The 12,502-nt window shown below is 35.9% G+C and carries 13 protein-coding genes; 7 read left to right on the forward strand and 6 right to left on the reverse strand.

Annotated features, from left to right (window positions below; translation table 11 throughout):
* Positions 1-65 precede the first annotated feature (65 nt).
* Positions 66-1,040, reverse strand: coding sequence for a DUF1852 domain-containing protein (locus RB215_RS07425; RefSeq protein WP_011328151.1), 975 nt, complete (start codon positions 1,038-1,040; stop codon positions 66-68).
* 520 nt (positions 1,041-1,560) lie between these two features.
* On the opposite strand from RB215_RS07425, the gene RB215_RS07430 reads away from it, so the two are divergent.
* From RB215_RS07430 to RB215_RS07440, 3 genes are all read left to right on the forward strand, one after another.
* Complete coding sequence (locus tag RB215_RS07430; RefSeq protein ID WP_011328152.1) at positions 1,561-1,875, forward strand: DUF6693 family protein; 315 nt, start codon at positions 1,561-1,563, stop codon at positions 1,873-1,875.
* A 337-nt stretch (positions 1,876-2,212) separates the two neighbouring features.
* A complete protein-coding gene (locus tag RB215_RS07435; RefSeq protein ID WP_309217129.1) occupies positions 2,213-2,563 on the forward strand; it encodes a hypothetical protein in 351 nt (116 codons plus the stop codon).
* A 144-nt stretch (positions 2,564-2,707) separates the two neighbouring features.
* On the forward strand, positions 2,708-3,706 hold the full coding sequence (locus tag RB215_RS07440; RefSeq protein WP_309217130.1) for a transposase: 999 nt from the start codon (positions 2,708-2,710) through the stop codon (positions 3,704-3,706).
* Between the two features lie 413 nt (positions 3,707-4,119).
* Here the strand turns inward: RB215_RS07440 and RB215_RS07445 are convergent, their stop codons facing one another.
* From RB215_RS07445 to nirK, 3 genes are read right to left on the reverse strand one after another with little or no spacing between them, the layout of a single operon-like run.
* On the reverse strand, positions 4,120-4,707 hold the full coding sequence (locus tag RB215_RS07445; protein WP_309217132.1) for an SCO family protein: 588 nt from the start codon (positions 4,705-4,707) through the stop codon (positions 4,120-4,122).
* A 3-nt stretch (positions 4,708-4,710) separates the two neighbouring features.
* Positions 4,711-5,469: a formylglycine-generating enzyme family protein gene (locus RB215_RS07450; RefSeq protein ID WP_309217133.1), complete on the reverse strand. Its 759-nt coding sequence runs from the start codon at positions 5,467-5,469 to the stop codon at positions 4,711-4,713.
* 1 nt (position 5,470) lies between these two features.
* Positions 5,471-6,874 (reverse strand): copper-containing nitrite reductase, encoded by a 1,404-nt coding sequence (gene nirK, locus RB215_RS07455; protein WP_011328157.1) that lies wholly within the window; start codon positions 6,872-6,874, stop codon positions 5,471-5,473.
* A gap of 260 nt (positions 6,875-7,134) precedes the next feature.
* Here nirK and RB215_RS07460 point away from each other — a divergent pair, with 260 nt between their 5' ends.
* From RB215_RS07460 to RB215_RS07470, 3 genes are all read left to right on the forward strand, one after another.
* Positions 7,135-7,608, forward strand: a complete 474-nt coding sequence (locus tag RB215_RS07460; protein WP_089368262.1) for a hypothetical protein — start codon at positions 7,135-7,137, stop codon at positions 7,606-7,608.
* A gap of 199 nt (positions 7,609-7,807) precedes the next feature.
* Entirely contained in the window at positions 7,808-8,617 is an 810-nt protein-coding gene (locus RB215_RS07465) for a hypothetical protein (protein ID WP_309217135.1), read from the forward strand.
* Between the two features lie 349 nt (positions 8,618-8,966).
* The gene (locus RB215_RS07470) at positions 8,967-9,515 is read left to right on the forward strand and encodes a cytochrome b (RefSeq protein ID WP_011328160.1); all 549 of its coding nucleotides are present in this window, start codon (positions 8,967-8,969) and stop codon (positions 9,513-9,515) included.
* 56 nt (positions 9,516-9,571) lie between these two features.
* Here the strand turns inward: RB215_RS07470 and RB215_RS07475 are convergent, their stop codons facing one another.
* Positions 9,572-10,825 carry a YeeE/YedE family protein gene (locus RB215_RS07475; RefSeq protein ID WP_309217136.1) on the reverse strand — a complete coding sequence of 418 codons (1,254 nt, stop codon included), beginning with the start codon at positions 10,823-10,825 and terminating at the stop codon, positions 9,572-9,574.
* Positions 10,826-11,111: 286 nt separating this feature from the next.
* Positions 11,112-11,771, reverse strand: a complete 660-nt coding sequence (locus RB215_RS07480; RefSeq protein WP_306288030.1) for an SCO family protein — start codon at positions 11,769-11,771, stop codon at positions 11,112-11,114.
* 351 nt (positions 11,772-12,122) lie between these two features.
* Between RB215_RS07480 and RB215_RS07485 the strand changes: the two genes are divergently transcribed.
* The gene (locus tag RB215_RS07485; RefSeq protein ID WP_011328163.1) at positions 12,123-12,476 is read left to right on the forward strand and encodes a TM2 domain-containing protein; all 354 of its coding nucleotides are present in this window, start codon (positions 12,123-12,125) and stop codon (positions 12,474-12,476) included.
* Positions 12,477-12,502 lie beyond the last annotated feature (26 nt).

Raw genomic sequence — 12,502 nt, forward strand, 5'->3', positions numbered from 1 at the left:
ATAGTGCCGTATATTTAAAGTTATAATTGAACCTAGCTATTGAGCGAAACTGTTAAGCGCCGCTTTTAAACGTAATTGGCAGAGAATTGTTCAAGCACAGTTTGGTATGGCTTAATTAGGTGCTCTTCGGTAAATTTTCCCTGCTGGCTGGCCATTTGGCTACGCTCTTCTCGATCATAAACAATTTGCGTTAATGAATGATCTTGGTTGTTCAAATTTGGTTGATAAGACTTTCCTGCAGGTGCATTTGCATTGTAAATTTCAGGTCGATAGATTTTCTGAAATGTTTCCATGGTACAAATAGTGCTTATAAGTTCAAGGTTAGTGTAATCATTAAGTAAGTCACCAAAAAAGAAAAATGCTAAAGGCGCTACACTGTTTGGTGGCATAAAATAACGTACCTGCAAGCCCATTTTTTTGAAATATTGCTCGGTTAAAGATGACTCATTTGGCAGGTATTCAACGCCTAAAATAGGGTGCTGGTTTTGAGTTTGATGATACGTTTTGTTATCAGAAACACTAATACATATTACAGGTAGTTTATTAAAATTTAGTCTGTAAGTACTTGAGTTAACAAAATGCTGAAACAGCTTGCCGTGCAGCTCACCAAAGTTATCTGGGATACTAAATTTAGGTTGATTTTTATTATGATTTTGCAGCAATACGCTAAAGTCATAATCGCGCACATAAGAGGAAAAGTTATTACCTACAATGCCTTCAATGCGTTTATTAGTTTTATGATCAACAATAATTGTTTTTAATATTTCTATTGATGGAAAAGTATTACCACTGCCTTTAATATCTAAATCTACAGAAATAATCTCGAGTTCGACAGAGTAACGATCTCCTTTAGCGTTATCCCAATTCGCTAAAGCATTAAAGCGGTTATCAATCATTTTTAACGCGTTGCGCAAATTAGCTTGGCGGTATTTTCCTCTTGCCAAGTTAGCAAAGTTGGTTGTAAGGCGCGTATCGTTAGATGGCTGATAACTTTCATCAAGAGAAGTGCTCTTAATAGTAAATTTAAAGTCTTTTTTCATGATTTTTGGTATCCATTTATATAATTAAAGCTGAATTTTTTGTTTAACTTCTGAGGTTTTCGGTAATATCTTCAGATTTCCCTGTCAGTAGTCACCACAGTATTTTTTATTTTTACCTAAAGGCTTAATTGCAACCAAGTGCAGTGCGGCTAAAGGTAAAAGCAAGAATGTATTTTATACGTTGTTATTATTATGAATAAAATTGATTTAATTTCATTTATATATGAGGGATTCTCATTGATTGCTTTTCTCGCTAGTTTTGCTGCGTTTATTAGCGTGGCTGTAGGTTTGTGAGGTGCATTTTTGAGGAGGAATAAGTTAAGTGAAATAATGTTTATTTAATCTAATAAAGCTAAGTAAAAGTATGTAGTAGCTGCTTATAAGTAAATAAACTTCTTTTTGTTTTATGTAAATAATTGAACTGAAATAGGAACTCGGCTATGGTTTATTTAGTAATAACAATAAATTAAAGCGAGTAGGTTTTAACACTCGTTAAGTAAAATCATATCAAGGATTAAATATGAAGATTCAAGCAAATGTAGGAACTATAGATATTTTAGGGCATTTAATACTGTGGTTTATTTTAATACTAATAACGTTTGGTATAGGCGCGTTCTTTTTTCCTTATTCGTTCTCTAAGTTTATTTTGAATCGCTCTGAGTTAATTGACGAACACGGTAATGCAAGAAAAATGGTTTGTAATACAGATATTTTTGGCAGCATTGGCCATGTAATTCTTTGGATTATAATTTCAATACTTACCTTTGGCCTTGGTTATGCCTTTTATTTTTATAAGGTGTGGAACTACTCTTTAAATAATACAACTATTGAGTAATTAGCCTTTATACGGCGCATTCGTTTATTAAACAAACTAAATTAAAAAGCATAACTTTAATAGGGTTATGCTTTTTTGTTTTAAGTAAAAAAGTTGAGGGTAAATACCATAAAACGAATAAAGGAGCTAACCCCATAATAAGTAAGCACCTTATAATGCTTAAAAAGAGAAGTTTTATAAACAAAGTTTAATTTTAAATAATGCTATGTAGATATACAGCACGCTGTATTACAGGCTCAAGCGGAATAAACTCATTAGGTAAGTTACTGTTGATTGTTGCACTCAAACGCAGTGATTTATTATTAACCAAGCGTTATACGCTCAGGAACATATATTTATGCCACACGTAGAAATAAAATATTCAGATAACTTAAAAATAAACACAAAAGCAGTTTTTGATGTTATAGAGCAGATTATAAATAACAAAGACGCCAGTGCTGGGGTATGTAAGTCAAGAGCTTACCCATGCTTAGAATATAAACACTCGCATATTCTCATTACAATATCGTTATTAACTAAGTCTCACCGAAATAAAGAATTTACATTAGCATTAAGTACTGAGCTAGAGGCATCTATAAAAAAACACCTTAAACAAAGCGTGTATTTTTCGTTAAATATAGAATACAGCCAAGCTTATTACACCACCAATGTTCACCTTGTTGATGGCGATATTTTGGCAGAAACATAAGGCTTATTACTATCTCCTCTTCGAATAAGGGACAGGCATAAAACTTATTTACAAGTAAATATAATAGTAGACAGGCATAAAAAATGGTAATTCCCTCGCTTTGAACTACTGTTTATATATACATGTAAAAACAGAGTGCTAAACATGACCCGTGCCAGAAAATCACTCATAGATTTATCGGCAACACCTTATTACCACCTAATTGCGCGTTGTGTTCGCCGTGCTTTTTTGTGTGGCGATGATAAATACTCAGGCAAAAACTTTGACCACCGTAGGGAGTGGCTTGTTAAGCGGATGAAATTACTGAGCGATGTATTTGCCATTGATATAGCTGCTTACGCTATTATGAGTAATCATTATCATGTTGTGGTTAAAGTAAATAAAAACAAGGCGCTTGATTGGTCTGTTGAAGAGGTTATAAGGCGTTGGTATAAGTTATATAAACAAGGAGACTCTTTGGTTGAACGCTTTTTAAATGGCGAGAAATTAAATGAGGCTAGCTTATATATTTTTAGTGAAATTATAGCAACATGGCGAGCACGACTTTATGATATTAGCTGGTATATGAAAAATCTTAATGAATATATTGCCAGGCAAGCAAATAAAGAAGATAACTGCACAGGAAAATACTGGGAAGGGCGTTATAAATCCCAAGCACTATTAGATGATAAGGCCATTTTAAGTTGTATGGCGTATGTTGATTTGAATCCAATTAGAGCGAAAATAGCTACAGAACTTGAAAACAGTGATTTCACATCAATTCAAGAGCGTATCCATAAATATAAAAACACGCCAAAAAATAGTAAACAACCTGCACAAAAATCAGAGCTTTTTGAGCACAAAAGCCAGCCAATGCAATTACTTAAATTGGGTAGTAATGCAGAACCAGACACGATCCCATTTAGATTAATAGACTATTTAGAGTTAGTAAGTTGGAGTAGTCGTTATTTTACTTGCAATAAACAACGGGAAGTAAGTAAAAATGTACCCAATATATTAGCCAAATTAAATATAGAAGAGGGTGAGTGGCTAAACGCAATTCAGCATTTTCGTAGGCAATATGCAAACTTTGCAGGGAGTAAAGTAAGGTTAATGAATTTAGCTGCGCAGAACCAAGCTAAGTGGTACAAAGGTGTTGGTTAATCTGTAAGTTATTTTATGCAAAATAAATACGAGCATCCGCTGTTTTTTTGTTCTAACCAGTAAAATTTACTCTTATTGTTTTGGCGGAAGTAAGCAGTTGGTGTGATTACTTAAATAACTAAACAACAATGATTTGAGGTCGTTCATAGATCTGTGTCAGCTTAAGTTAGCAAATATCCATCATATGAAGTGTAAGCCTCTAACTCTCGTTAAAATCTCCCTAAAATCGAATAAACTTTAACTGTTGTAATTCAATGAAAGCCATACACTGGAGTAAATAATAAATAAACTGTGCATTTGCTTTTTAATAAAAATTAAATGCCTGTCCCATATTAAAATTTTTGAAATTAAATAAACACTCTGCTTTGTGCGAGTGTTTATTCATTGTATAGCTTAGTTAAGGGTAGCGTGCTTTAAAAATTTGCGAGCTTTTCAGCGGCTATTGCTGCGTTATTTATTACTCCAAGTTCTTGAAACTTAATACGTCCTTGCTCGTCTAAACCTGTCATTAAGTTGGAGTGATTAACTTCATTGTTGTCTATGTTTTGAAACTTTATATTTAATACCATGGCTAAACTACGAACGTCTTGTGGTGTGCCGGTTAATAAACTCCAGTTTTGTAAATTTAATTTTCGGCTTTGTGCAAATTCTTTTAGTACTGCAGGTGTATCTGTGTCGGGCGTTAACGATACTAAAATAAAACCTACGTCTTGTTTTTCAGTCTCACTCAGCTTATTCTCAATGGCTTGCATGGTAGAAACAATAGTAGGGCAGGTATGTAAGCAGTGTGTATAAATAAGGCTTATTACTTGTTTTTTACCGCTAAAACTACTTAAAGTACGTTTATTTGCATTTTGATCTAACCATGTACTGTTAAGCTGATAAACAGAGTTTTGTGGTATATTTTGCGAGTAAGCGTATGAGCTGGCAAGCATGCATATCAGCCCTAATATTTTGAGTGTTATATTATTAGAAATAATAGCCGGGTTATATTTTATCATTTTTTATTCCTTTGATTTCGCACAGCGAAACCCTAAATTGGGTAAAGTATATTTGGCCTGCAAACTAGATCGAAAGCCAAAGCGCATAAATGCGGCATAATCACTGGGATCAGCAGCGCCTTGTGCTCCTGCGGCGCAAAATAATTTTTGATTTATATCACTATCACCACGGGACTCGCCGCTGACCAAAGCGGAGTTAAAATCCTCTGTCCATTCCCAAATTAAGTCGTGTAAGTCTTGTGCTCCCCAATAGTTTGCTGGGTTAGTACCAACCTCGGGGAGCTGTTTGCTACTAGGGCGGCTATACCATTGTAAAATACGTTGGTTATAGCTTTTCTCTAGGCTGCCATTGGGCTGGGTTGCACTGGCACTGGCAACACGTTCCCACTGAGCAACCGTGGGTAAGCTTTTATTAAGTGAATGGCAATAAGCTTGGGCTGCAAACCACGATACGTTAACTACAGGGCTGTTTAATTGCCCTTGTGACGGCTGCTTTGGAGTTAGATTTTGTTGCCAATGTTGTAAATATTGAGCCTCTGCAAATATGCTAGGTATTTGCTGCGACTGCCAACGAGGGTTATTTATTACAAACGTTAAATATTGCGCGTTAGTCACAGGCGTAACATCTATGCTAAAAGCGCCCACAAATGTTTGTGGTCTGTTTTTATTCATATAAAGCGGCCTGTAGTTACCCGCGGGCAGCGCTACCATTTTAGGAGGCTCTGCCAGTGTCAGTGTCATCGTTAATAAAGAAAAAATCATGTTACTTGCGCTGCTTAGCAACTTGTTCAGCAGAGACTTTTCCGCCGGCGTTATCCCAGTTATTTAGTACAAAGGTAATAACATTGGCAATATCTTCGTCATTTAGGTTCATTGCTGGCATTACGCCGTTGTAGTTAACGTTATTAACTTTAATCGGACCCGATAAGCCTTTAATAATCGCATTAACACCTAAAAGTGGGTTGTTGTTCAAATAATCAGACTTTGCTAAAGGCGGGAATGCTCCGGGAATACCTTCGCCATTAGCTTGATGGCAAGCCATACAGTTAGCTTCATAAACACGTTGGCCGAATCGTATTTGTTCATCTTTATTGTTGGCTGTTATTTTAGTAAAAGTATTGTCTAACGACTGTATTGCTGAGCCTTCTGGTAAATATACGTTTTCAGCTGTTTTGCCTGTAAAAATAGAATGGTCGTCAGGACCTTCTACTTTTAGCATTGCTAGTGCACCTTTGTTAAATGCTCTAAAAATAGAATGATCAACCAAAATAAAGGTGCCCGGTACTTCTACTTTAAATTCCACAATGGCAGCGCCGCCAGCGGGGATCAATGTGGTTTGTACGTTGTGATTTTTTAAACTGCCGCCTTCTACATAAACGGTATCAAAAATTTCGCCTATTACATGAAAAGAAGAAACCAAGTTAGGGCCACCATTACCAATATATAATCGAACTGTTTCACCTACTTTAGCGGTTAAAGAGTTTTCATCTGTGGTACTGCCTACTGAGCCATTAAATACTACGTAGTCGGCATCTTCATCTATTGCTTTTGCCATATCAAAAGGTTGCAAGCCAGCTTCACCAAATTCACCTTTAGTATAAAAATCCCCTTGTACTAAATAATACTCTCGGTCTACGGGCGCAAGGCCTTCTTTTGGTTCAACTAAAATTAAGCCATACATGCCATTGGCTATGTGCATACCAACAGGAGCCGTGGCGCAATGATAAATATAAAGCCCAGGATTAAGTGCTTTAAAATTAAATGTTGAGGTGTGTCCTGGGGCCGTAAATGACGATTCCGCGCCACCACCTGGGCCTGTTACCGCATGTAAGTCAATATTGTGCGGCATTTTTGAGCTAGGGTGATTTGAGAGGTTAAACTCAATTTCATCACCTTCTCTAACTCGAATAAAGCTCCCAGGTACGGTTTCACCAAATGACCAAAATACATATTCAACGCCATCGGCAATTCGCCCTACTTGTTCTCTTGTTTCTAGGTTGATAACTACTTTTGCACTGTGATCTCTATTAATGGCGGGCGGCACCATAGGAGGAGGCGTTAGTATTGCTTGTTCAGTTTTTAAATTACTGGCAGCAAGTAGGTTACCACTAAATAAAATAGCTATTAGAGGGAGCCATAGGGTGTGCTTATTAGGTTGTATTTTCATTTTATATTTTCCATTATAAATGACGATTAACTTAGTATTGCGCTTAAGTGCAAAAATGACTTGATACAGATCAATTAACTGCCGATGAGCAAAAGTTTAGTACTGATCAGCAATGTTAACGAGTTTGATTTTAAATCTATTGTTTGTTTTTATTGAGGTATAGCTTTTTATGAGTGAGTTAACGATTTATTGTTGTAAGCATGCTTTTAACTTTCTTTGGAAACTATATAATTAAATTTATATCAATAAGGATGATGATGATGACAAATAAAGTAGAGGTTTCGGCCAAAAGTGGAATGCATTTTAAGTTTTACAGTGATGACGTAGAAGTTACTTATTACTGCTTGCCCGTATCGGGAAAAGAAGTTGTAAAAGTTAACGGTGAGATAGTTAGCGAAGCACAAAACTTTAAGTTTAGCTCTACTCATCAGTTTGAAATAAATGGCAACCCGGCCAAAATTAGGCTAAAAGCCCACGGTTTAACTAAAAACGTGACACTTTGTGAGTTTTTTGTGGCTGATGAATTAGTTAAAGCTTATAAACTTACTTACGGTACCAAAGGTAAAGTTCCGCTTATGGCTCAGCTTGTTATTAGTGTTATTGCCGCTGCAGTGGGTTGGTTTTTTGCAGCACAGTTTTTATCATCTTGGTTAGCTTTTGCAATAATGATAGCGGTTTTAGGATTAGCAGTGTTTAAATTTGAAAAGCCAAGCTGGGAATGCGAAGAGGTTTAGTAACACCTTCATAAAACTTTAAATTACCTACCTTATATCCCGTATTTTTAACACTGCAGCGAGCCTTAGTTGCAGTGATTTTATTTAACTAATAAAGTTAACAAAATTTATTGCTCATTTACCTATTCGAGTAGTAGTATAGCCGACCTTTTTAGCTCAGTAACTGAGCTAAATACTACTATGAAAATTTAGGTTATTAATGAAGTTATGTATTGTCGGTTTTTTATTTGCGTTTAGTGCCTGTTTTAGTTCCCTTGCTTTAGCGCAAACTACGCAAGAGTATAGTGCTGTGCAAAATGTTTCAGCAGATGCGGCGGGGCATATAAAAGTTGAGACGTTAACTAACATTGAACCTAATAACAGCTACGACTGGCACATTCATTCCTACTGGGAAAACCGCTATGTTACTGAAGGGCGTGATAACTTAGCAAATAAAGGGATTACCTCAGTATCTACAGAGCTAAATTATGAAAATTTCATAATTATTCCTTGGTTTGCTAAAGGCATTAATACCGATTATTCAGAAGTGAATTTAAATATAATATACGCAACGGTATTATCAAAAAACCTTGAGCTATTAAGTGGGTATAGTGCAATTGCCTCGCGCGAAGAAAGCAGTAACGCTTACGATAATGAGGTTAGCCTTGAGCTTATTTACTCTTTTGCACAGCAGGTTCAGCTTATAAGTAGTTTATATTATTCATTTGATGCACAAGGTGCTTTTTTAGATGTTGCGCTAAATAAACATTATCAATTAACGCCCGTATTACAGCTTGATTTTAAAACCAGTGTTGGCTTTAATTCAGGGTATGTGGCCGATGGGCATAATGGTGCTAATCATGTGCAATTTAGTGCGAATTTATCTTACTCAGTAATAAAAAACATGCAGTTATACGCATATAGTAACTATAGTTTTGCTATTAATAAAGATTCAAACCGCTATGCCGACGATGAATTATTACAAGATGTATTTTGGGCGGGTCTTGGTTTAAGTTATCAATACAGATAGCGCCGATAAATATAAGTTAAATAGTCATTGTGCTAGATCATTAAAAGCTTACTTTAAACACTGTAAAAGTTTTAAACGCGCTAAACTTCTTAAGTAACCTGAGCTCCGGATAATAAACTTATCTCAAGCAGCTGTTTTCAGCGCTAACTGCGTTGAATTTACTTGCAATAGGCCAGCTATTGACGCGTAAATTCGCCTTGTTTTCACTAAAAACCTCTGGCTAGAGAAAATAAAATTAAATATAACGATGATTCAATATGTTAGTAAATCTCTTAACCAGAGTTCAGGTTAAGTACGGTGTGCTTGAGAAGTAAAGAGCGCATTTATTTCTTAGATTTTTAGAGGTTTTATGGCTATAAAAAACACATCTACCCATTACAATAAACTCTCAATAATCCTGCACTGGCTAATGTTATTAGTATTAATTGCTGTGTATGCATCTATTGAACTACGGGTTTTATTTGATAAGGGCACAGAAACTCGCGATTTATTTAAAATGTGGCATTTTATGCTGGGGTTATCAGTTTTATTGCTTGTTACTATTCGGCTATTTATTCGTTTAAAAAGTGGTTCTAAACCATTAATAACGCCCAGTCCAGCAAAATGGCAAACCATGGCGGCTAGTATTACGCACATTGCACTTTATGCTTTTATGTTTGCAATGCCTTTGGCAGGTTGGTTTATGCTGAGTTTATTTGATGCGCCAATCCCTTTTTATGGTTTTGAATTACCCGCATTAGCGGCAAAAAACACTGATCTGGCAAAACAAATTAAATACCTACACGAAACAACGGGCGTACTTGGTTATTACTTAATTGCATTACATGCCAGCGCAGCACTTCTGCATCATTATATTATTAAAGACAATACACTTAAACGTATACTGTTTAAAAAATAACGGTTAGTAAAAATGCCGACTTATAATTTAAGTCGGCATTTTAATTATAAAAGGTATTATTTAATAACAGCATGTTGCAGCTTATTACCCAGTATTCCACCAAGCAGTAAAAAAATTAGGTAAATCCAACCTGACAATGAAAAGTTAGCGATAGGGGTAAATAATGCACCTACATTGCAGCCATTGGCAAAACGCGTACCAAACCCCATTAGTAGCCCGCCAAGTGCAAATAAAGCAAACTGTTTAGCTGAGTGGTTTATTTTAAATGAAAACGAAAATTTACCCATAAGCAGCACGGCTATTAATGTGCCTAACATTATTGCAAAGTTTTGTACCGAAATAGCATGATCAAAAAAGCCTGTAGTAAACATTACTTCGGGTCTTAGAGTATAGTTTGCAATATCGTTTGCGCTTATGCCAAGTTGCATTACAAGCTTACCAAACCATATGCCAAAAGGGGTAGAAGCGCCCCAGCCCGAACCAGTTGACGCCATCATTACACCAAATATAATTGCAATTACTAAAGCAGAAGTGCGCATTTCCCACATGTTTCCTATCCAGCGTTTATATGTGTGGGTGCTAAAAAATGTAAATTGTTGTGTACTGTTGTGTAATAACTGGTTTTGTCGGGCTATTTCACCGTCAACCCCTAAATAAGATCCACTTTTTTGTCGGTAGTTCTCATATTTTTTAGCCAGCACTACAACAATTAAAGCAAAAGCAATCGTAACTAAAATAGCAATAAAGTAGCCATTTAATGGCCCCCAACTAAACAAATCGGGCAGGTAAACACCTTGCTCAGCATAACTACTTGTAGAGATTACACTTTGCGTGATCCAGCTTTGCGTTGTTTGTAGCGGAAAGCCAAAAAACACACCTGCTCCAAAAAATACCAATGTTGTTAGTGCGCGTGGTACATCGCTTACCATTTCTACCATCATGCCGGTAGCACAGCAGCTCGACAAGCTCATACCGGCACCAAACATTACGCCACCAATAATCAGGCCTAAATTAATAGGGTTAACCCATAAGTTATAACTTGTTGAATCTGTATTTACTAATAAGCCAGCATTTATAATGGCAGTAATAACAAACATAAACATAAGAGTTTGCAATAGCTGTGTTGAGCCACGTCGGTATGCGCGATTAATGCTGCCAGCAAAACCAATTGAACCTTTCGCTAAGGCAAAACCCAAAGCTAAGCCTAGCAGTAGACGTAAAAACAGTGATGATGTTTCGAGAAATAGTGCCCCTAACAAAATAGATAAAATAGCAATAGCGCTACCTAGTATGGCTTGTTTTTTATTCACGTAAGTACCCAATAATTAATAATACAAAGCTGAAGTGTGAGTGAAGGGCGGATTATTCTATTGTGCTGCAAATAAGTCCAACGCTACCCTATAACTTGTTGGTATATATACGTCATTAATACTCTATGCTGTAAGCAAGTGAAGTAGTTGATTAAAAATATATTAGAGATTAAAAGTGGACTTAACTGGTAGGGAGGTATTTTAAGTAAACATTTATAAAATAATATAAACACTCTATTTGCTAATAAAGTGTTTTATATTTGTGTTTTTAGTAATAGTGAGTAGCTTAAAAATTGGCAAGCTCCTTAGCAGTGAAAGTTGCATTACTAATTACACCCGTTTTTTGAAACTTGATTCTGCCTTGCTGATCAAGCACCGTCATTATATTAGAGTGCTCTACCTCGCTATTCCCTATATTTTGATACTTAATGTTTAATGCTGCAGCTAAGCTGCGCACATCATCGGCTGAGCCTGTTAATAAGCTCCAATTATGTGCACTTAGTTTTCTGCTTTGGGCAAAGCTTTGTAATACCGTCGGGGTGTCTGTATCAGGAGTAAGCGAGACTAATATAAATCCAACATTGTTTTTTTCTTCATTACTAAGCTTATTTTCAATAGCTTGCATGGTCGACACAATAGTAGGGCAGGTATGCGCACAATGTGTGTAAATAAGGCTCACTATTTGCTTTTTACCACTAAAGCTACTTAATAAACGCTCGTGGCCATCTTGATCTAACCACGTATTATTTAATTGGTATATCGAGTTTTGAGGAATGTTTTGAGCTGGAGCCTGTTTGCTATCTTTAGATGAAGCTTGAGCATAGGCTTGTAAGTAAGCCTGTGTGTAGGTTTGTGAGAAGCCTAGTGAGTAAGCGGCTGAGCTGGTTAATAATGCCGTAACAGTACACATTTTAACAAATAGTGTTATCGATTTAAATTTTATCATTTTGATACTCCATTAAAAAACCACAATTAACTTAGTGCTGCGCTATTAAGCAAAAAGGGTTTATGCAGAACAACTAACTAAATGTAAATTTTGTTAACATTATTTAGTGTTGATTATTGATACTATCGAGTTTTAATAGCTGCACATCGTTTATTTGCACTATATAAATCATGTATAAGCACCCAAATGTAAAATAGCTGTTTTATTTTTGTTGAATGTGGTTTGCCTATTGTGCTAAGTTTTTAGCTGTTAAATATTTTCAAGTATCTAAAAATTAAAACTAATAATTTATATACTGACATTTACTTAACTACGCTATGAAGCATATTTATAAACAATGGAGAGTTATTAATGAGTGATGCAGCAACATTAAAAAGTGCAGACGAAAAGTTTTGTTCGGACTGTGGAGGCGTAATTAGTTTAAAAGCAGAAATTTGTCCTAAATGTGGGGTAAGACAAACAGCGCAACCTAATTCATTAGGTGGTACTGCGCCCAATGGTAAGAGTAAAATAGCTGCAGCATTGCTTGCGGTATTTTTGGGTGGCTTTGGTGTTCATAAGTTTTACTTAGGGCAAATTGGCTTAGGCTTTATTTATCTGTTGTTCTTTTGGACAGCTATTCCGGCGATCATTGCATTTGTAGAGTTTATTATTTTATTAACCATGAGCGATGAAGCGTTTAATAATAAGTATGGTTACGACTAAAACGTGTTTGACCTTCTAGGTTAAAG

Origin of the sequence: Pseudoalteromonas sp. HL-AS2, assembly GCF_031198805.1 — a bacterium.
Taxonomy (GTDB): Bacteria; Pseudomonadota; Gammaproteobacteria; order Enterobacterales; family Alteromonadaceae; genus Pseudoalteromonas; species Pseudoalteromonas nigrifaciens.

What these genes read in the sequence shown, in the direction of transcription:
- nirK (WP_011328157.1), bottom strand. Translation starts at nt 6,874, where the DNA reads ATGAAAATACAACCTAATAAGCACACCCTATGGCTCCCTCTAATAGCT.
- RB215_RS07485 (WP_011328163.1), top strand. Translation starts at nt 12,123, where the DNA reads ATGAGTGATGCAGCAACATTAAAAAGTGCAGACGAAAAGTTTTGTTCG.
- RB215_RS07465 (WP_309217135.1), top strand. Translation starts at nt 7,808, where the DNA reads ATGAAGTTATGTATTGTCGGTTTTTTATTTGCGTTTAGTGCCTGTTTT.
- RB215_RS07460 (WP_089368262.1), top strand. Translation starts at nt 7,135, where the DNA reads ATGACAAATAAAGTAGAGGTTTCGGCCAAAAGTGGAATGCATTTTAAG.
- RB215_RS07425 (WP_011328151.1), bottom strand. Translation starts at nt 1,040, where the DNA reads ATGAAAAAAGACTTTAAATTTACTATTAAGAGCACTTCTCTTGATGAA.
- RB215_RS07430 (WP_011328152.1), top strand. Translation starts at nt 1,561, where the DNA reads ATGAAGATTCAAGCAAATGTAGGAACTATAGATATTTTAGGGCATTTA.
- RB215_RS07440 (WP_309217130.1), top strand. Translation starts at nt 2,708, where the DNA reads ATGACCCGTGCCAGAAAATCACTCATAGATTTATCGGCAACACCTTAT.
- RB215_RS07445 (WP_309217132.1), bottom strand. Translation starts at nt 4,707, where the DNA reads ATGATAAAATATAACCCGGCTATTATTTCTAATAATATAACACTCAAA.
- RB215_RS07450 (WP_309217133.1), bottom strand. Translation starts at nt 5,469, where the DNA reads ATGATTTTTTCTTTATTAACGATGACACTGACACTGGCAGAGCCTCCT.
- RB215_RS07435 (WP_309217129.1), top strand. Translation starts at nt 2,213, where the DNA reads ATGCCACACGTAGAAATAAAATATTCAGATAACTTAAAAATAAACACA.
- RB215_RS07470 (WP_011328160.1), top strand. Translation starts at nt 8,967, where the DNA reads ATGGCTATAAAAAACACATCTACCCATTACAATAAACTCTCAATAATC.
- RB215_RS07480 (WP_306288030.1), bottom strand. Translation starts at nt 11,771, where the DNA reads ATGATAAAATTTAAATCGATAACACTATTTGTTAAAATGTGTACTGTT.